Origin of the sequence: Planococcus sp. CAU13, from assembly GCF_000775575.1 — a bacterium.
Classification (GTDB): domain Bacteria; phylum Bacillota; class Bacilli; order Bacillales_A; family Planococcaceae; genus Planococcus.
Genome location: NZ_JRGN01000330.1, coordinates 1 through 19,734, shown reverse-complemented (window position 1 = coordinate 19,734; position 19,734 = coordinate 1). Strand labels below are relative to the sequence as shown.

At 48.7% G+C, this 19,734-nt stretch carries 20 protein-coding genes; 16 read left to right on the top strand and 4 right to left on the bottom strand.

The features are described from left to right. Nucleotides 1-64 precede the first annotated feature (64 nt). The gene (locus KW93_RS15490; protein WP_033543951.1) at nt 65-841 is read right to left on the bottom strand and encodes an enoyl-CoA hydratase-related protein; all 777 of its coding nucleotides are present in this window, start codon (nt 839-841) and stop codon (nt 65-67) included. Nucleotides 842-942: 101 nt separating this feature from the next. On the opposite strand from KW93_RS15490, the gene KW93_RS15485 reads away from it, so the two are divergent. Further along, nucleotides 943-2,559: an ABC1 kinase family protein gene (locus tag KW93_RS15485; protein ID WP_033543950.1), complete on the top strand. Its 1,617-nt coding sequence runs from the start codon at nt 943-945 to the stop codon at nt 2,557-2,559. Between the two features lie 149 nt (nt 2,560-2,708). Beyond that, a complete protein-coding gene (locus tag KW93_RS15480; RefSeq protein WP_033543949.1) occupies nt 2,709-3,074 on the top strand; it encodes a hypothetical protein in 366 nt (121 codons plus the stop codon). On the opposite strand, the gene KW93_RS15475 is transcribed toward KW93_RS15480, so the two are convergent. Then, a complete protein-coding gene (locus KW93_RS15475) occupies nt 3,071-3,622 on the bottom strand; it encodes a competence protein ComK (protein WP_033543948.1) in 552 nt (183 codons plus the stop codon). The genes KW93_RS15480 and KW93_RS15475 overlap by 4 nt on opposite strands. Before the next feature lie 178 nt (nt 3,623-3,800). Here KW93_RS15475 and KW93_RS15470 point away from each other — a divergent pair, with 178 nt between their 5' ends. The 4 genes from KW93_RS15470 to KW93_RS15455 all read left to right on the top strand — a co-directional run bounded on the left by KW93_RS15470 (nt 3,801) and on the right by KW93_RS15455 (nt 10,297). Then, the gene (locus tag KW93_RS15470) at nt 3,801-4,043 is read left to right on the top strand and encodes an IDEAL domain-containing protein (RefSeq protein ID WP_033543947.1); all 243 of its coding nucleotides are present in this window, start codon (nt 3,801-3,803) and stop codon (nt 4,041-4,043) included. A 137-nt stretch (nt 4,044-4,180) separates the two neighbouring features. Continuing rightward, complete coding sequence (gene uvrB, locus KW93_RS15465) at nt 4,181-6,163, top strand: excinuclease ABC subunit UvrB (protein ID WP_033543946.1); 1,983 nt, start codon at nt 4,181-4,183, stop codon at nt 6,161-6,163. Nucleotides 6,164-6,168: 5 nt separating this feature from the next. After that, complete coding sequence (gene uvrA / locus KW93_RS15460; protein ID WP_033543954.1) at nt 6,169-9,051, top strand: excinuclease ABC subunit UvrA; 2,883 nt, start codon at nt 6,169-6,171, stop codon at nt 9,049-9,051. A gap of 76 nt (nt 9,052-9,127) precedes the next feature. Next, nucleotides 9,128-10,297, top strand: a complete 1,170-nt coding sequence (locus tag KW93_RS15455; RefSeq protein WP_033543945.1) for a DUF4097 family beta strand repeat-containing protein — start codon at nt 9,128-9,130, stop codon at nt 10,295-10,297. A 57-nt stretch (nt 10,298-10,354) separates the two neighbouring features. On the opposite strand, the gene KW93_RS15450 is transcribed toward KW93_RS15455, so the two are convergent. Then, nucleotides 10,355-10,969 (bottom strand): YIP1 family protein, encoded by a 615-nt coding sequence (locus KW93_RS15450; protein ID WP_033543944.1) that lies wholly within the window; start codon nt 10,967-10,969, stop codon nt 10,355-10,357. Between the two features lie 134 nt (nt 10,970-11,103). Beyond that, nucleotides 11,104-11,523 carry a DUF1801 domain-containing protein gene (locus tag KW93_RS15445; protein WP_033543943.1) on the bottom strand — a complete coding sequence of 140 codons (420 nt, stop codon included), beginning with the start codon at nt 11,521-11,523 and terminating at the stop codon, nt 11,104-11,106. Nucleotides 11,524-11,732: 209 nt separating this feature from the next. Between KW93_RS15445 and hprK the strand changes: the two genes are divergently transcribed. The 10 genes from hprK to KW93_RS15395 form a co-directional block, all read left to right on the top strand. Next, the gene (hprK, locus tag KW93_RS15440) at nt 11,733-12,659 is read left to right on the top strand and encodes an HPr(Ser) kinase/phosphatase (RefSeq protein WP_033543942.1); all 927 of its coding nucleotides are present in this window, start codon (nt 11,733-11,735) and stop codon (nt 12,657-12,659) included. A gap of 21 nt (nt 12,660-12,680) precedes the next feature. Beyond that, nucleotides 12,681-13,562 carry a prolipoprotein diacylglyceryl transferase gene (gene lgt / locus KW93_RS15435; protein WP_033543953.1) on the top strand — a complete coding sequence of 294 codons (882 nt, stop codon included), beginning with the start codon at nt 12,681-12,683 and terminating at the stop codon, nt 13,560-13,562. A 42-nt stretch (nt 13,563-13,604) separates the two neighbouring features. Beyond that, nucleotides 13,605-14,540: a nucleoside recognition domain-containing protein gene (locus tag KW93_RS15430; RefSeq protein WP_033543941.1), complete on the top strand. Its 936-nt coding sequence runs from the start codon at nt 13,605-13,607 to the stop codon at nt 14,538-14,540. A 34-nt stretch (nt 14,541-14,574) separates the two neighbouring features. Next, nucleotides 14,575-15,096, top strand: a complete 522-nt coding sequence (locus KW93_RS15425; protein ID WP_033543940.1) for an acyltransferase — start codon at nt 14,575-14,577, stop codon at nt 15,094-15,096. Between the two features lie 116 nt (nt 15,097-15,212). After that, entirely contained in the window at nt 15,213-16,376 is a 1,164-nt protein-coding gene (locus KW93_RS15420) for an ATP phosphoribosyltransferase regulatory subunit (protein WP_033543939.1), read from the top strand. Continuing rightward, nucleotides 16,369-16,983: an ATP phosphoribosyltransferase gene (gene hisG, locus KW93_RS15415; RefSeq protein ID WP_033543952.1), complete on the top strand. Its 615-nt coding sequence runs from the start codon at nt 16,369-16,371 to the stop codon at nt 16,981-16,983. The genes KW93_RS15420 and hisG overlap by 8 nt, the downstream gene beginning before the upstream one ends. Nucleotides 16,984-16,991: 8 nt before the next feature. After that, complete coding sequence (gene hisD / locus KW93_RS15410; protein WP_033543938.1) at nt 16,992-18,272, top strand: histidinol dehydrogenase; 1,281 nt, start codon at nt 16,992-16,994, stop codon at nt 18,270-18,272. Next, nucleotides 18,272-18,859, top strand: a complete 588-nt coding sequence (gene hisB, locus KW93_RS15405; protein ID WP_442956628.1) for an imidazoleglycerol-phosphate dehydratase HisB — start codon at nt 18,272-18,274, stop codon at nt 18,857-18,859. The genes hisD and hisB overlap by 1 nt, the downstream gene beginning before the upstream one ends. Beyond that, nucleotides 18,856-19,509, top strand: a complete 654-nt coding sequence (hisH, locus tag KW93_RS15400) for an imidazole glycerol phosphate synthase subunit HisH (protein ID WP_033543936.1) — start codon at nt 18,856-18,858, stop codon at nt 19,507-19,509. Before hisB ends, hisH begins: the two co-directional genes overlap by 4 nt. Continuing rightward, the coding region (locus KW93_RS15395) for a HisA/HisF-related TIM barrel protein (RefSeq protein WP_033543935.1) at nt 19,478-19,734 on the top strand (257 nt) is incomplete at its 3' end. The genes hisH and KW93_RS15395, both read left to right, overlap by 32 nt.

Genomic DNA, 19,734 nt, shown 5'->3' with positions numbered 1-19,734 from the left:
CTCAGCGCAAGCCCCCAGGAAAGCGAAGCTATTTTGCGTAATATCGGTTATTAAACCGCAACTATTACTTCCCTTTAAACACCGGCTTGCGCTTTTCACCGAATGCGAGCAGCGCTTCCACGCGGTCTTCAGTCGGAATCGTCAGTTCGTACGCTTTTCTTTCAATGTGCAACCCGGTCTGCAGGTCGGCGTTCATGCCGTTCTTGATGGCGAATTTCGCCTGCTGCAACGCGATAGGGCCGTTCGCAAGCATCATGTCGGCAAATGCGCCCGTCACTTCCGCCAGATCTTCCCGAGGTGCGATGCGTGTTACCAGGCCGTATGCCAAAGCTTCCGCAGATTTCAGGCGGCGTGCTGTCAGAATCAGCTCCAGTGCTTTCGCTTCCCCGATCAGCCGCGGCAGCCGCTGCGTTCCGCCTGCCCCCGGAATGATTGCAAGACTGGTTTCCGTCAAGCCGAGCAATGTATTGTCTGCGGCGATCCGGAAATCACAGGCAAGCGCCAGCTCCATGCCGCCGCCGAACGCATAGCCGTTGATCATGGCGATGGTCGGCTGTGGAAGATTCTCGATTGTGGAGAAGACTTCGCCAATTTTATAGATATTCCGTTTGACATGCTGATCGGTCAACGTTTTCCGTTCTTTCAAGTCTGCTCCGACACTGAAAGCCTTGTCGCCGGCACCCATGAAGATCACGACGCGGATATCCGGGTTGATGCGGATCGCCTCAACCACCTGTCCCAATTCGAGCAGCATATCGTAATTAAATGCGTTCATCGCATCCGGGCGGTTCAATGTGATGAAAGCCAGATTTTCCTTTTGTTCATAATGGATTGATTCCATTTTCATCCCCCTTTAATTATTTGCCATCCAGTAAAAACATACCACTTTTTGGACTATTCCGCCATCAGTCCCTATAATGTACTCAAGGAGGGACGCCGTTTATGAACCAGATTGCATTTATCCGCATTACCCGAATCGTTTTCATGGCTTTGAGTTTTTTCATGCGGGCAACGTTCTTCCAAAGGCGCCACCGCGGCAATTGGAATCCGCTTGTTGAAGAGAAATGGAACAGGCTTGTCACCGCGATGGCCAAGGAATATAAGGTGCTCGCTCTCCAGTTGGGTGGCCTGATGATCAAGCTGGGGCAGTTTCTGTCCACGCGCGCCGATATCATGCCGCCGACTTTTCTGGCTGAACTCGAAGGGCTGACCGACAGAGTGCCGTCGGTTTCCCGTGAAAAAATCGTGTCGGTTCTTGAACAGGAATGGAACACAGATCACAGTACGTATTTAAACCGGCTTTCCGACGAGGCCGTCGCCTCCGCTTCCATAGGAGAAGTTTATAAAGCGGAGCTGAAAGACGGGACTGAAGTGGCAATCAAAGTACAGCGTCCGGGAACGAGCCGCATTTTGCGTGCTGATTTCAAGGCTGTCCGCATTGTTATCTGGTTCGCGCGCAAATTCACCCGTTACACCAAGCAGGTCGATTTTACAAAATTATATGTGGAAATGACCGAGACGATCGGGGCGGAATTGAATTTCCTGCAGGAACTGCAAAATGGCCGGAGCTTTGCCGAACGCTTTAATGAAATGGACGGCATCCAGTTTCCTGTTTATTACGATGAACTGTCGACCCGCCATGTACTGGTCATGAATTGGATTGAAGGAGCCCGTATTACGGATCTTGCTTTTATTGAAAAGAATGGAATTGACCGCTTTGAGATTTCAGAGCGTCTGTTCATCCTGTTTCTGGAGCAGGTGCTTTACGGAGGGCAGTTCCATGCGGACCCGCACGGCGGCAATATTCTGCTGAAGAAAGACGGCACGATTGTGCTGATCGATTTTGGAATGACCGGAGTAATCCGGAAATCCGATTCACAGGCGATCCTGCGTATTGCGGAAGGCATTATTTTCAAAAATTACGATCAGGTGCTGACCGGTTTGGAGGAACTTCGTTTCCTGTTGCCGCATGCGGACCGCGAAGTATTAAAAGATACGATTGCCCGGCTCGTCACGGCCTACGAATCAAATGAACTGATGGATATGGACAGTTTCGTTGTTGAAAGGCTGCTGCATGATATTCAAAATATTGTCCGCACCCAGCCGGTCCAGCTCCCATCGGAGTTTGCATTTTTTGGCCGTGCCGTTTCCATCTTTGTAGGAGTGCTGCATGTGCTGAATCCGAAAGTCGATCTGCTGGCGCTGGCACGCCCCCGCATTCTCGAATGGGCTTCTTCACAAAAAGAGGGAGAGAAAGTGTTCGGGCGGGGCGATGTGCTGCGCTGGATCCTCAATTCGACCGGACCGCTGCGTGCGTTTCCGCAGAAAGTCATCAATTACCTGGAGGAACCTGAACGGATGCGCCATTATCTTGAAAACCGTGACGGCCGCATACGCGAATACCGGAGAGATCTCCAAAGCAGGATGTTTGCCGGCATATTCAGCATCCTGGCATTTCTCGGCATTTCCATTTCCGTCTGGTTTGAGCACGAACCCTATTTATGGGTTTCTTCCGGCGCTTTCGTGGCTTCTCTGCTCGTCTACCGCTCCATCAAATAAACCTCCGCGCATCCAGCGCGGAGGTTTTTTTATGTTTACCATATTGCATTTGCGGAAATAGGGAGTACAATTAGAAATAAGAACGCGTGTTCTGTTTTATTCGGCAGACAGAATCTGTGCACAGGTTAATTCGTGAAGGTGGTGAGGAGATGCCTTTGATTCCGCAGGAAGAGATTGTCCATTTTGAAAATATGATTTATCTGCCCATGGTGCTGATTGTGCTGGAACGGGACCGGGTGATCATTGAAAATGGCTCCTTTAAACTGAAGCGCCCGTACCTGGAATTGGTGGAAGGGGCCATAAAGCAGGTGCAGAAAGAACTGAACCAGACAAAAATACATATGCGGACACACCAGATGAAACTGGTGCGGGGCGCCGGAGACGACACCTTTACCGAATATGTATTTTATCACAGAGGCTATGAAGATCACCGGCGCTATTTGAATCTGCGCCTGCGCAACCGGGTGGAGGAACTGATCCGCGCTTATTTTTCATTGGTTGAGATGAACGTTTAATCGGATGGGTGCCGGCTGCGGATCGGCATCGGGCGTTTTGTGATATAGGTCAATTGCTGTCGCTGCTGATTCTGTGCTTTTTTGAAATAGCGCCGCAGTGATCCGGCAAACGAATGCTGGTTCCGCAGCGCAATGGCGGATACATCCAAAGGAACGGATTGTCCGTTTCCGAGATAAACGATGCTGCCACCGCACTCATCGCTTTCGATCAGATCGATGGCGTCATAATTGAGCCAGACGGATTCTTTGTTTTTAGGGGAATGGGTAGGGAAAAAGATTAATGGATTTCCGTAATATTCCCCAATGATGATTGGTGGTTTATGTTTGACTCCCACAGCTTTTTGGGCGTACAGGGTGGCGCTTTGGAGCGAGCCCCGGTAGAACGAGCACGAGCCGGTAATAGTTTTATAAGCCGTTTGTTCTACCAGGAAGTCGCTGCGGTCTTCAATAACCCGAGTCAGCAGACGCGTGCCATCGATGTGTGGAATTAACGCATATGTATTATTGCAAACTGTGTATGAAAACGGATTATAAATCTTTCGACCCATGCTAAAACACCCCCGAAATTTACTTTACTCTACCTATTATAATAATAATTGGAAAATATACAATCTTTTTAATTTTTGAAATAAGTCCATCTTACTTATCGTTGGAATTTTCTAAATAATTATTGTTCTTTTATTATTTATCATGTATACTAATGAAAAGCATTCGGGGTGAGGTAGAATGGAAAACTATTATTCTTATGCTGATTTCATGAAGGCGATGGCTCAAACAAAGAAAGTTTCCGAAGCGGAGAAATTATTGAATGAGATTTATCTTGATCTCTTCCTTAAGCATATACACCGCTCCCAGCAGGAAGAACAGCTCATGAAACTGATTGACGACGCCCTGGACTCCAATGATCGCAATGCATTCTACGAATACAGCCGGCAATTGCAGGCTTTGAAGTGTGAAGATACTGACTGACAGAAGAACCGTTCTCCGTGAACGGTTCTTTTTTTATGCCGAAAAAATGCGGTGAAAAACATACGTTCGCTTTTTGTTAGGGGAATTTTAGGGCATATGATAAAATAAAGGTATTGAAAAACGGGGGGACTTTACAAATGAAACAGGAATTTAATCTTCAGGCTCCTTACGAACCTGCCGGAGACCAGCCGGCGGCCATTGCCGAATTGACGAAAGGCATCCTCAACGGCAAGCGGTTCCAGACTTTGCTCGGTGCAACCGGTACAGGGAAGACGTATACGATGTCGAATGTCATCCAGCAGGTGAAACGGCCGACGCTTGTCATGGCCCACAATAAAACATTGGCGGGACAGCTCTACAGCGAATTCAAGGAATTTTTCCCGGACAACGCTGTTGAATACTTTGTCAGCTATTACGATTATTATCAGCCGGAAGCGTATGTGCCGCAATCCGACACGTATATAGAAAAAGACGCAAGCATCAATGATGAGATCGATAAGCTCCGCCACTCTGCCACATCGTCGCTGTTCGAGCGGGATGATGTCATCGTCATTGCTTCGGTGTCATGCATCTACGGGCTCGGTTCCCCGAAAGAATACCGGGAACTCGTCGTGTCGCTGCGCAAAGGGATGGAAATTGAACGCAACCAATTATTGCGGAAGCTTGTTGATGTGCAATATGAACGCAACGATATAAATTTCATCCGCGGTACGTTCCGTGTCCGGGGAGATGTGGTGGAGATTTTTCCTGCATCGCGGGACGAACGGTGCCTGCGTGTGGAATTTTTCGGAGACGAAATTGACCGTATCCGGGAAGTGGACGCGCTGACCGGTGAAATTATCGGTGAGCGGGAACATGTCGCCGTTTTTCCGGCTTCCCACTTTGTCACGCGTGAAGAAAAAATGGTGAAAGCCATTGAAAATATTGAAGCTGAACTGGAAGAGCGGCTGAAGGAAATGCGGGCAGAAGACAAACTGCTGGAAGCACAGCGCCTTGAACAGCGCACGCGCTATGATTTGGAAATGATGCGGGAGATGGGCTTCTGTTCGGGAATCGAAAACTATTCACGCCATCTGACTTTGCGGCCTCCGGGTGCACAGCCGTACACGCTCATTGACTATTTCCCGGATGATTTCCTGCTGGTCGTGGATGAAAGCCACGTGACACTGCCGCAGGTGCGCGGCATGTTCAATGGTGACCAGGCACGCAAAAAAGTGCTCGTCGACCATGGTTTCCGTCTGCCTTCGGCAATGGACAACCGGCCATTGACGTTTGAAGAATTCGAAAATCACATCGATCAGGCCGTATTCGTTTCTGCGACACCGGGTCCATATGAACTGGAACATACACCGGAGATGGTGGAGCAGATCATCCGGCCGACCGGGCTGCTCGATCCGACGATTGAAGTCCGTCCGATCGAAGGACAGATTGATGACCTGATGGATGAAATCCGGCAGCGCGTAGAGCGGGATGAGCGCGTACTGGTGACGACGCTGACGAAAAAAATGTCGGAAGATCTGACAGCCTATTTAAAAGAAGCGGGCATCAAAGTGAATTACCTGCACTCTGAAATTAAAACGCTTGAGCGGATTGAAATCATCCGTGAACTCCGGATGGGTGTATACGATGTGCTGGTCGGCATCAACCTGCTGCGGGAAGGCCTTGATATTCCGGAAGTATCACTCGTCACGATTCTGGATGCCGATAAAGAAGGCTTCCTCCGTTCCGAACGGTCACTTATCCAGACGATGGGCCGGGCTGCGCGGAATGCAAACGGCCAGGTTATCATGTACGCTGACAGAATAACGGATTCCATGCAAAAAGCGATAGATGAAACAACACGCCGCCGTACCATCCAGGCCGCCTACAATGAAGAACACGGCATCACGCCGATAACCATACAAAAGAAAATCCGCGACGTCATCCGTGCCACAGTGGCATCGGAAGAAGCGGAAGAATACGTATCAAAAGCGACAGCTGGCAAGAAACTCAAAAAAGAAGATCGCATGAAGCTGATCACTTTATTGGAAAAGGAAATGAAAGAAGCAGCAAAAGCGCTCGATTTCGAACGGGCAGCGGAGCTGCGCGATACAGTGCTTGAACTGAAAGCGGAAGGGTGAGCGAATTGAGAAATCAGGAAATAAAGATACAGGGCGCGCGGGCGCATAATTTGAAAAACATCGATATAACAATCCCCCGCGATAAACTGGTTGTCATGACCGGTTTATCGGGATCGGGCAAATCTTCGCTTGCCTTCGATACGATATACGCAGAAGGGCAGCGCCGTTATGTGGAATCGCTGTCTTCTTATGCACGGCAGTTTCTGGGCCAGATGGATAAACCCGATGTGGACTTGATCGAAGGCCTGTCGCCGGCGATTTCAATCGACCAGAAAACGACCAGTAAAAATCCGCGTTCCACCGTTGCGACCGTGACTGAAATCTATGATTATATGCGGCTGATGTACGCCCGGGTCGGCAAGGCGATCTGCCCGAACCACGGCATCGAGATATCTTCACAGACGATCGAACAGATGGTGGACCGGCTGGTCGTTTATCCGGAACGCACCAGAATGCAAATATTGGCTCCGCTTGTTGAAGGACGAAAAGGGACCCATGCCAAACTATTCGAAGACATTAAAAAACAGGGCTATGTCCGTGTCAGGGTCAACGGGGACCTGATTGACCTGGATGACAATATCGAACTCGACAAAAACAAGAAACATTCGATTGAAGTAGTGATCGACCGCATCGTCATGAAAGAAGGAATTGCGCCGCGGCTCAGCGATTCACTTGAATCGGCTCTGCGCCTGGGAGATGGACGGGTGCTCGTGGATGTAATGGAGCAGGAAGAACTGCTGTTCAGTGAACATCATGCCTGCCCGATCTGCGGATTTTCCATCGGTGAACTTGAGCCCCGCATGTTCTCGTTCAACTCGCCATTCGGCGCATGCCCTGAATGTGATGGCCTTGGGCACAAGCTGGAAGTGGATCCGGATCTTGTCATACCGGATTGGAGCCTGTCATTGAACGACCACGCAGTGGCTCCCTGGAAACCGACGAGTTCCCAATATTATCCGCAATTAATGAAAGCAATGTGCAAGCATTTCAAAATTGATATGAATGCCCCGATAAGCGAATTGCCCGAGGAACATGTCAATTTGATTCTGAAAGGATCCGGAAATGAAAAGATCCGCTTCCGCTACACAAATGAATATGGCCAGACACGCGATAACCATATTTATTTCGAAGGCGTCTTATCCAACGTCGATCGCCGCTACCGGGAAACATCTTCCGATTATACCCGCGAACAAATGGAAAAATACATGGCGGAACAGCCATGCCCGGCATGCACCGGCCACCGGTTGAAACCGGAATCGCTGGCAGTAAAAGTGGATGGCCTCCATATCGGGAAAGTTTCCGAATTCTCGATTGTGGAAGCGGATCAGTTCTTCAAAAATCTGCAGCTGTCAGAAAAAGATATGCAGATTTCATTATTGATCCTGCGTGAAATCAAAGAGCGGCTTGGCTTCCTGATTAATGTCGGCCTCGATTACCTGACGCTGAACCGGGCATCGGGCACAATGTCCGGCGGTGAAGCCCAGCGGATCCGTCTGGCCACCCAAATCGGTTCCCGTCTTTCGGGCGTCCTCTACATTTTGGATGAGCCGTCGATCGGGCTGCATCAGCGGGATAATGACCGGCTTATTAATACACTGAAAAACATGCGGGATATCGGCAATACGCTGATTGTTGTCGAGCACGATGAAGACACCATGCTGGCTGCGGATTATCTGATTGATATCGGACCGGGAGCCGGCGTCCACGGCGGAGAAATCATTGCGGCCGGGACACCCGAAAAAGTGATGAAGAACCGGAAGTCACTGACAGGGCAATACTTAAGCGGCAAGAAATTCATCCCGCTGCCTGCTGAGCGGAGACAGCCGGACGATCGTGCCATTTCGATCCGGGGAGCCAGCGAAAACAACCTGAAAGGTGTGGACGTCGACATCCCGATCGGCGTTTTTACAGCAGTCACGGGCGTATCCGGTTCCGGTAAAAGTACATTGGTCAATGAAATTCTTTACAAGACATTGGCCAGTAAATTGAACCGGGCAAAAATCAAACCGGGCAAAGCCCAATCGGTGACAGGTTTCGAAGATCTTGAAAAAGTGATCGATATCGACCAGTCACCGATCGGTCGCACACCGCGGTCGAATCCCGCTACTTATACAGGGGTGTTCGATGACATCCGGGATGTTTACGCCAAAACTAATGAAGCGAAAGTACGCGGCTACCAAAAAGGCCGTTTCAGTTTCAATGTCAAGGGCGGTCGCTGTGAAGCATGCCGCGGAGATGGTATTATTAAAATAGAAATGCATTTCCTGCCGGATGTCTATGTGCCGTGTGAAGTCTGCCATGGCAAGCGCTATAATAGAGAGACGCTGGAAGTGAAATACAAAGATAAAAGCATCGCCGATGTATTGGCGATGACTGTTGAAGACGCCTATTCGTTTTTCGAAAACGTTCCAAAAATCAATCGCAAGCTGAAAACGATTGTAGATGTCGGCCTCGGCTATGTGACGATGGGCCAGCCGGCAACCACTTTGTCAGGCGGTGAGGCGCAGCGGGTTAAATTGGCTTCAGAACTTCATAAGCGTTCCAACGGCAAATCTTTCTATATACTCGATGAACCGACAACGGGATTGCACGCTGATGATATTTCCCGTTTGCTGGAAGTGCTGCAGCGCCTCGTCGATAACGGCGACACGGTTCTGACGATCGAACATAATCTCGATGTCATCAAAACCGCGGATTACCTCATCGACCTCGGTCCTGAAGGCGGCGATAAAGGCGGCACGATAGTCGCTACCGGAACACCGGAAGAAATCGCTGCTGTTGAAGCGTCCTATACCGGAAAATATCTGAAGCCGATCCTTGAGCGCGACCGGGCACGGATGGAAGCAAAAGTGAACAAAGCGAGCCGCCGGAAAAAAGTGGCCAAATGAAACCTTTTCAGGCACCGAACGTATCATATGAATAAGAAATATTTTTTATAAACGAACGATGAGGAGGCCGCAATACATGCAAAGTGAAAAAGAACGCATATTGGATATGGTTGAAAAAGGCACAATCACGGCACGGGAAGCAGTTGAATTATTGAAGGCGATCGATGGTGGAGGCAGTGCGGGACGTGAATCCTCCTATAGCAGGGAAGACTACGGACGCCGCGATAAGCCCAAAAGACGGGGACTGTTCAGACCTGAAGACATGGTCAAGAAATTCTCGAAGGATCTTTCAAAAGATTTCTCGAAAAACGTCTCAAATGACATCAACCAGCTTGGCGACCGGATGATGCAGTTCATGCAGACTTCAGTCGGCAAATTGAAAACGATGGAATTTGATTCGCCTTTCGGTGAGGCTTTTCAATTCAATCAAAGCTTTACAGAAGTAGATGTGGAAGTCAGCACGGTAATAGCGGATATTGCAAATGGCCATCTTGAAATCTATCCTTCCCAGGATGGAACACTGCGGGCGGAATGCAGTGTCAAAGCTTACCGGGCAGAGTCCGAAGAACAGGCAAAACGTGATTTTCAGGATAAATTTATCTTCATCGCAAACGACAATAAACTGCGGATCATCAGTGAATTGAAAACGACGCAAGTAAATATTGTCCTTTATGTACCCGCTGAACAATTCAATCAAATAACGGTCCGTCTATTCAATGGCGGTTTTTCGATGAAGCGCATCGATGCAGCTTTATTGAAAGTAAAAACAGCCAACGGTAAAATCGAATTGAAGAATGGAGAATTCGATGATGCTGAGCTGGAAACTGCGAACGGGGCAATTCACATACAGGATGTTAAAGGCAAAGTGCTCGAAACGGAAACGTTGAATGGGCGGATTTATGTGGATGGCGATATTCAGACGATTGAGTCGAAATCGCTGAATGGCAACGTCGTTGTGACTTCCCGCTGCAAAGAAGCGCGTAAAGTGGAAGCGAAAACTTTGGCGGGCAATGTGGAATTATACATTCCTTCCCACTTGCCGTTAAAAGGCCAGGTGTCTTCCAACCTTGGAAAAATGGATGTCCTGTTATCAGATGTCGACCACACCCATGAACAGGGCCAATTCATGCAGAAAACAATCCGATTTTCAAAAGAAAGCGGAGCCGCTCCAACTGCAGCGCCATTGCTTGTTTATGGTGAAACGAAAACAGGATCTGTATTGGTCCGTTACCTGACAGTCGAATAAACTATTAAAAAGCGGGCGCATCCAATGCGTCCGCTTTTTCTATGCAAGAATTTATTGTCAGATCATAAACATTACGAGGCCGATGAAGAAGAGCAGGGTGATCAGTATGACCAGGCCGACGACGGTCATGAATACCCCGAAACCGCGCCAGCTGGAAAACCCGTGAACCACTCCGATGGCTTTGGATGTAATGATGGCAGTCCAGATGGAAGCAAACAATGTAAGCACAGTCACCAGAAGAAAAATGCCAAGCGGCAGATTGGTAAGAGCGAAGTCCGCAGGGGCGGCAAAAAATTGCTCTCCGTAGATGAACACAATAATCAGCAGTACCGGCAGGATGAAGATATGCGGCATCATCATCGGTCCCATCGCAGTTGCCATGTCACGCATATTGCCATGGCCGCCGTATAATTTGCCGATGCCTGTATAGAGCAGCGTATTTATTCCCACATTCAGCAGTCCGCTTAAAATGCCGGCAATCAGGATGCTGCTGTACAATCCGGCTGGACCCAGATCACTGAACCAGCCTGACTCCTGCATGGCTGTAATCGCAGTGCCAATTCCTGCGATGCAGGTTAGAAGTACCGATAAGCCAAGTTTATTATGATCGATAAATTGCCGGACAGTTTCTTTTGGCCGCGTCCAGATGGATAAAAACGGATTTAATTCCATTGTTGTTTCCCCCAATTTTTTAATGCATTCTCTATATGTAAAATTGTACCATGCATACAAACCCAAAAACAGAGAAGGATTCAGAAAACTAAAAAACGCCACCGAGCAGCAGTCATGCCCGGCGGCGCCCCGAATCAGGCAGGATATAATTCCTGAATGTCAGCAATGGATTTGGCAATTATCTTTTTCAGAACATCTTCATTAATATCATCCAGCTTATTGACATAGACACAGGATTTGCCGGAGGTGTGCTTGCCCAGTTCATTCAGCAGAGGTTCGTTTTCCCCTTCGCTTGTGCCGATATAAAGACTGATTTTCGCTTTTCGCGGAGAAAATCCTACCAATGGTGCATTGCCCTCATGGCCCGAGGCGTAAATGTAATGATAAGAACCGAAACCGATAATGCTGGGTCCCCACATCTTCGGAGGATGGCCGGAAAGTTCCTCGAAGATTTCCAATAAACGGTATGCATCCTGACGCTTTTTAGGATTTTCCACGCTTTCAATAAATTCAATTACATCCCCATCATGTTCTTTCATTTTTGGTTCATACATATAAATCCCTCTTTTCATATTTTTATTGTCTAATCTGAAGGTTCTGGAAATGATATATATACCAGTTTAACAGATGCATGATATCAAAAAGAGTCAGCTTTGCTTTAATTTGATTCTATCCATGTTAGAATAATTACATTAATGCGTAAAAACGAACCTAAATGAAATGAGATTTCAAATTTTCGCAGAAGAGGAATGAGGGGGAAAAGATGGGGCAGGTTAGTACTAAACAGGTAATGGAAACTTTCGATTTGAAGCTGATCAGTGGCGAAGAAGGCATTGGCCGCCATATTCCAATCAGTGATATTTCCCGGCCAGGTCTTGAAATGGCTGGATACTTTACGCATTATCCGGCAAACCGCGTACAATTGCTGGGGAAAACGGAATTATCGTTTTTTGCCATGCTCGATGCCGAAGACCGGAAAGACCGGATGATGAAATTATGTACGGACGATACGCCGGCGATTATTATAGCGCACGAAGAAAAAGTGCCGCAGGAATTGATCGACGCGTCTTCCAAACGGCATGTACCGGTTTTAAGCACAAAAATGTCAACGACACGCTTTTCGAGTTTGCTGACGAATTATCTGGAAAGCCAGTTGGCGCCTACCACGGCGATACATGGAGTTTTAGTGGACATTTACGGGGTAGGCGTACTGATCACCGGCAAAAGCGGCGTCGGGAAAAGTGAAACAGCCCTGGAACTTGTGAAAAAAGGGCATCGGCTGGTTGCTGACGACTGCGTTGAAATACACCAGGAAGGCGAGAATACGCTGGTCGGCCATCCGCCGAAATTGATTGAGCATCTGCTTGAAATTCGCGGTGTCGGCATCATTGACATCATGACTTTATTCGGGGCCAGTGCCGTCCGTACGTTCAAACGGATTTCCCTTGTGATTGACCTGGAAATTTGGGATGCAGAGAAAACGTATGACCGCCTGGGACTTGAAGAAGAAAAAGTGCGCATCATCGATACTGATTTGACAAAATTGACCATTCCTGTCCGTCCGGGACGGAACTTATCGGTTATAATCGAAGTTGCCGCCATGAATTACCGTCTGAAACTCATGGGCGTCAATGCGGCAGAAGAATTTTCAAAACGACTGGACGATGTGATTTCACAGGATACAAATTAAAGGAATGGGCAGGTGCAGGAAATGTTTTCAGTTTTAGGGTCGATTGATCCGGTCGCTTTCAGTCTGGGACCGATAGATGTTCATTGGTACGGGGTGATTATTGCAACCGGTATCGTCATCGCATTTTTGGTTGGGCAGCGTGAAATGGTCAAAAGGGGAATGCATCCGGAATTTTTGACGGATCTGCTGATTTGGGCAGTGCCTCTTGCGATTGTTGGAGCGCGGATTTATTATGTAATCTTTGAATGGGATAGCTATAAAGACAATCCCGGTGAAATCATTGCCATCTGGAACGGGGGACTGGCGATCCACGGGGCATTGATCATGTCCGTGATTGTCGCCTATATTTTTACGAAAAAACGCAATACACCCTTTTTGAAAGTTGCAGACATTCTGGCACCGAGCATCCTCATTGGCCAGGCGATTGGAAGATGGGGCAACTTCATCAATCAGGAAGCGCATGGCGGTGAAGTGTCCAGGGCATTTCTGGAAAATCTCTACATACCGGACTGGATCATCAATCACATGTACATAGACGGCGCGTATCATCATCCGACTTTCCTGTATGAGTCCTTATGGAGCCTGGTCGGAATCATCATTCTGCTGTTGCTGCGCCGCGTCAATCTGGTGCGCGGGGAAATGTTTTTCTTCTATATGATATGGTATTCAGTGGGACGTTATTTTATCGAAGGAATGCGTACGGACAGCCTGTACGTATTTGGCATTGAAGGCCTGCGGACGGCGCAGCTGGTATCTGTGCTTGCAATCATCATCGCAGTGGTGCTGATCGTTTACCGCAGAGTAACGATTCCAAATCCGTCAAGGTATCTGGATGAACCGCAGGAACCGAAAAAGAAGCAAAATAATTCAACCAAGAATAAAAACAATAAGAAAAAGAAATAAACATGAGTGTTTATTCGTTAAACAGAAAGTAGCGATGAAAGAATGTCAACGTTGAAAAATGGTCTGAAGGCAGGCTTAAAAACTACTTGGTCGCTCGGGAAAATCATCTTCCCGATCACATTGCTTGTGACCATGCTTCAATTTACTCCGGTGCTGCCATTCGTCATTGATCTGATAGCACCGATAATGGGGATATTCGGATTAAGCGGCGATGCAGCGATTCCGCTGGTATTGGGGAACGCGCTGAATTTGTATGCCGGAATTGCCGGTATATTGTCACTCGAACTGACCGTCAAAGAAGTGTTCATATTGGCCGTGATGCTGTCATTCTCCCATAATATCTTCATCGAAACAGGTGTGGCGCTAAAAGTTGGTGTGAAATTATGGGTGGTGCTGGTGGTCCGCTTCGGACTCGCGGCGCTGTCAGGTATCATCATCAATCTCGTGTGGTCAGGCGGGGGAGAAATTGCCCAATATGGTTTTACCCCTGAAGCAGCTGCTGCGCCGGAAGGCTGGCTGGCAATATTCCTGCTCGGTCTGGAGAAGGCGGGTTTCGGTGTTCTCCAATTGGCGATTATCGTGATTCCGTTGATGCTGGCCATCCAGATATTAAAAGACACGAAATACCTGAATCGTATTTCAGACAAGATGGGCCCGTTGACACGGATTCTGGGCGTTCAGAAGAATGCTTCACTGACACTCGCTTCCGGTCTTGTTTTCGGACTGGCGATGGGAGCGGGGGTCATGATTCAGGCGGTGCAGGAAGACGGGGTCAGCAAAAAAGACGCGACACTGATCTTTATATTCCTCGTAGCCTGTCACGCCATTGTGGAAGATACACTTATTTTCATCCCGCTCGGAATCCCGATTTGGCCGCTGTTGGCAATTCGGGTGGTTACGGCACTGGCACTGACCATCTTTGTTTCGTATTTATGGCGCAGAGCTGAAGAAAACCGGAAGGAAGTGTTTTCTGCATGACGAGAAAACTGGCAGTATCAGATGAGGCAGAGCTATGAGAAGGACAGAGCGGCATTTTGTCACCGGCCCGAATTCGCTTTGGCATATCTATAAAACCGTGCCATTCTGGAAAGTTGCAAGAAATTTCATTGTCATCCAGATGGCCCGCTATACGCCTTTTCTGCCGATGAAAAACTGGCTGTATAAAAACTTCCTGGGCATGAAAGTCGGGGAGCAATCGTCTTTTGCTTTGATGGTCATGCCGGATGTCATGTTTCCTGAACGCATTTCTGTCGGAAAGAACTCCGTGATCGGGTATAACACCACAATCCTGGCACATGAGTATCTGATTGAAGAATACCGTCTCGGCGATGTCATCATCGGTGACCGTGTCCTGATTGGAGCGAACAGCACGATTCTGCCGGGCATCACCATTGGCGACGGAGCAATCGTTTCTGCGGCAACGCTTGTTCATAAAGATGTGCCGGCCGGCGCTTTTGTCGGTGGCAATCCAATGCAAATGATTTACACAGCCGAACAAATGGCCGAGCGCCAGAAGGAATCCCCGGAGCAATAGCTCCTGGGATTTTTTTTGCTTATTCTTGACCATCTCCCCTAAAATGCGCTAAAATAATAATTACTTTATTACATTAGCATACTAAAGCGAAATATCCATAAATAGGAAGTGAAACCATGTTGATTGAAATGTTCGAGAAACCTCTGGGCATGCGCGATGATTTTCCTTCTATAGTAAAGAGGAAGTCTAAACTCAGCGCAGCGGGTATAAAGATAATGGAGCAGTACGGCTATGAAATGCTGCAGACGCCGAGTCTTGAATACTACGAAACAATCGGCAAAATATCTGCCATTGCCGATAATCAGCTTTTCAAACTGCTGGACAATCAGGGCCAGACGCTCGTGCTGCGTCCTGATATGACATCGCCGATTGCCCGTGTTGCCGCATCGAAATTATTAAAAGAGAAGATGCCGGTAAGACTCGGTTATTATTCGAATGTCTTTCGCGCTCAATTACGGGAAGGCGGACGCCCTGCGGAATTTGAACAAATGGGCGTCGAATTGATCGGAGATGAGTCGCTGTACGCCGATGCAGAAGTCATTCTGCTCGCCACTGAAATTTTGCGTGATCTCGCCATCGATTCAGGGCGGATTGTCATCGGACACACACAGCTCCTGCAGCAGGTGCTGCGGGGCTATGGGCTTGAGGAAGCAATGGTCGAAAAATTGCGCGCCGAGATGGTTGCCAAAAACAAAGTTGCCTATGAGAACCTGGTCGATGGACTCACGATTGAAGCGGAACGTAAAACTTCCCTGAAATCGATCATGAATGCCACGCGCCTTGAAGATTGGGAGCCGTGGATTGATCAGGATGATGCCATCCAGCTTTCTTTATATGGAGATATGCAGCGATTAAAATCCATTCTTGACCGCAATGGACTGGAGCCTTATATCACGTACGATCTTTCATTCATGAGCCATATGACGTATTACACCGGCATGGTGTTCGAAGTTTATGGCAAAGGCAGCGGATTTCCGCTTGGCAACGGTGGGCGCTATGACGGCCTGATGAAACAATTTGGCCTGCATGTCGGCGCGACCGGTTTCGGGCTTCGGGTCGACCGCCTGCTGGAAGCGATGCCGGCTGAAGTTCAGCAGACGGAAAATGCCCTCGTTTTATTCAATGAAGACAATGAAGATCTGGCACATGAGAAAGCTCTGGAATTGCGGCAGGCAGGCGTGAATGCGACGCTTCAATTCGCTCCGGCAGTGAATGCGCTGGATGAATTCAGCTCTCTTTTCAGCCAGGTGATCCGACTGGATGGTGGACAAAATGGATAAATTGACGATTGCGATGCCGAAAGGGCGCATTTTTGAAGAAGCATATGAATTATTGCTGCAGGCGGGATTCGATTTGCCGGCTGAACTGGATGATTCCCGTAAATTGATCGTGGAAGCTCCCCAGGAAGGATTCCGGTTCATCCTGTCGAAACCGATGGATGTGCCGGTTTATGTGGAGCACGGCGTAGCCGATATCGGCATTGCCGGAAAAGATGTATTGCTTGAGCAGGTTCGTGATGTACACGAACTGCTGGATTTAAAAATCAGCCGCTGCTATATTGCGACGGCGGGTTTGCCGAATACAGAAATGGACGAAATGACGCCGCGCATTGCGACGAAATATCCCGAAATCGCATCGCAGTTTTTCCGGAGCCGCGGCGAGCAGGTGGAAATTATCGAATTGAACGGCTCAATCGAACTTGCGCCGATGATCGGCCTGGCAGAACGCATTGTGGATATTGTGTCGACCGGTAAAACCCTGAAGGAAAATGGACTGGTCGAGTACGATAAAATTGCGGATATCACTTCACGCCTCATTGCGAACCCTGTCAGTTACCGGTTGAAGCAGCAGCGGATCGATGAACTTGTGAAGCGTTTGAGAAAGTAGGCGATAACATGAAAATTACACGACTGTCTTCTGACGTATCCATCAGAAGAAGTTCAGCAGCTGCGTCAGATGAACAGCTGCAGGCAGTAAAAAATATAATCCGGGAAGTGCGCGAAGAAGGTGATGCGGCTTTATTCCGTTTCGCAAAAAAATGGGACAACGCCGAACTCACTGATTTACGCGTCAGCCGGGATGAAACAGAACGGGCGGTTGCGCGTTTTGATCCGCAATTATTGAGCGACCTGACAGAAGCCGCAGATAATATCCGGCGCTATCATGACAACCAAAAGCAGAAAGGCTATCAAGTCACTCATGATAACGGTTCATATGTCGGACAGCGTGTGACTGCCATCGAATCAGCCGGCCTGTATGTTCCAGGAGGCACGGCGGCCTATCCTTCGTCCGTTCTGATGAATGTCATACCGGCCCAGGCGGCGGGTGTCGAGCGTATTGTGCTGATTTCGCCGCCGTCAGAAGATGGTGCTTTGTCGGACGGTGTTCTGGCGGCGGCTCATATTCTGGGAATCGATGAGATTTATAAATCCGGCGGGGCACAGGCGATAGCGGCTCTTGCCTATGGCACGGAATCCATCGCGCCAGTGGATAAAATCACCGGTCCCGGCAACATTTACGTTGCCCTGGCAAAAAGCGAAGTGAATGGTGATGTCGCAATCGACATGATTGCGGGTCCGAGTGAAATTGCAATTATTGCAGACCATACCGCCTATCCGGATGAAATTGCCGCGGATTTATTGTCCCAGGCCGAGCACGATTCCATGGCGAGCGCAGTCCTTTTGACGAATGATGAAAACCTGGCGAACACTGTAGCCGCTGAAATCGACAGGCAATTGGCGGAATTGCCGAGGCAATCCATCGCAAGAGCGGCGATTGACGGGTTTGGCGCCATTTACCTGGGGGAATCCATGGACCAATTAATCCATGCGGCCAATCAGCTGGCACCGGAACACCTGGAAATTATGACAGCCGATGCGGAAGGGGTGGCAGACAACATCAAGCATGCCGGCGCCATTTTTATTGGCCGCTATTCATCCGAACCCGTCGGCGATTATTTTGCCGGCACCAATCATGTTCTGCCGACAAACAGCACAGCACGGTTTTCCAGTGCGTTATCCGTGTATGACTTTTTAAAAAGGACGAGCATCATCCACTACAGCGAACAGGCATGGCACGAAAACCAAGAGAAGATTGCCCGGCTGGCAAGGCTTGAAGGACTTGAAGCGCATGCGCGCGCTGTTGAATCACGGCAATGGAAAAAGGAGAATCTATGATGAGACGAGCGGAATTGAAACGCAATACGAATGAAACAAAAGTGGATATAGCATTTTCACTGGATGGCGAAGGGAAAGCGGATATCGATACAGGCGTCCCTTTCATGGACCACATGCTGGACCTGTTCATCAAACACGGTTTATTTGACGGGGAGATCAAAGCGGATGGAGACACACATATCGATGACCATCACACGACAGAAGACATCGGCATCGTATTGGGGCAGGCGGTCCGTGAAGCGCTCGGCGATAAAATAGGAATCCGCCGCTACGGCAATGCGTTTGTGCCGATGGATGATGCGCTGGCACAGGTGGTCATCGACTGTTCAAACCGGCCACACCTTGAATTCAGAGGTGAAATCCCGAATGCCACTGTCGGCAATTTCGATACGGAGCTGGTGTATGAATTTTTATGGAAATTCGCACTTGAATCCCGCATGAATGTCCACGTCATCATTCATTACGGAAAAAATACGCATCACATCATCGAAGCTGTTTTCAAGGCGCTGGCCCGTGCGCTTGATGAAGCAACGATGATCGACGCGCGCGTCAAAGGAGTGCCTTCCACAAAGGGGCTGCTCACATGATCGTCGGCATCATCGATTACGGCATGGGCAATCTGTTCAGTGTCGAGCAGGCTTTGAAAAAACTGGATTGCACCGTCATCATGTCGGATGACCCGCAGACGCTGCTGGAGGCGGAAGCGATTCTTCTGCCCGGTGTCGGGGCTTTTCCGGACGCCATGAAACTGCTGACTGAAAAAGGGTTGTCGGATTTTATCCGGTCATTGCCGCAAAAAGGAATTCCGCTTCTCGGCATCTGCCTGGGCATGCAATTATTATATGAGGAAAGTGCGGAAATAAAGCAGACGGAAGGTCTCGGCCTGCTGACAGGCAAAGTGCGCCGTTTTGAAAAAGGAACTTACCGGATTCCGCATATGGGCTGGAATCGCCTGGAGTTTAACTCCATGCCATTTTGGCTGGAAAGCCTCCAAAGTGACACCCATGTATATTTTGTGCATTCATTTTATATAACGGAAACAAGAACGGAAGAAGTTTTTGCATCTGCATCGTATGGCAATGTTGAAGTTCCGGGAGTTGTCGGGAAGGGCCTCATTACAGGCATGCAATTCCATCCCGAAAAATCCGGTGATTTCGGCCATTATTTATTGGAACAATGGATTGCGAACGTCAGGGGGGATAAAAATGAGCAATTTTCAAATCTATCCGGCAATTGACTTGAGAGGCGGCAAATGTGTCCGCCTGTTCCAGGGCGATTACGGTCAGGAAACGGTGTACGGCGATTCGCCTGTCGAAATGGCTGTGAAATTTGTGGAAGCTGGTGCCCAGTGGCTTCACATGGTCGATTTGGACGGCGCCAAAGATGGACGGCGGATCAACAATGAAATCGTCATTGAAGCTGCGAAACTGAATGTAAACGTTCAGGTGGGCGGCGGCATCCG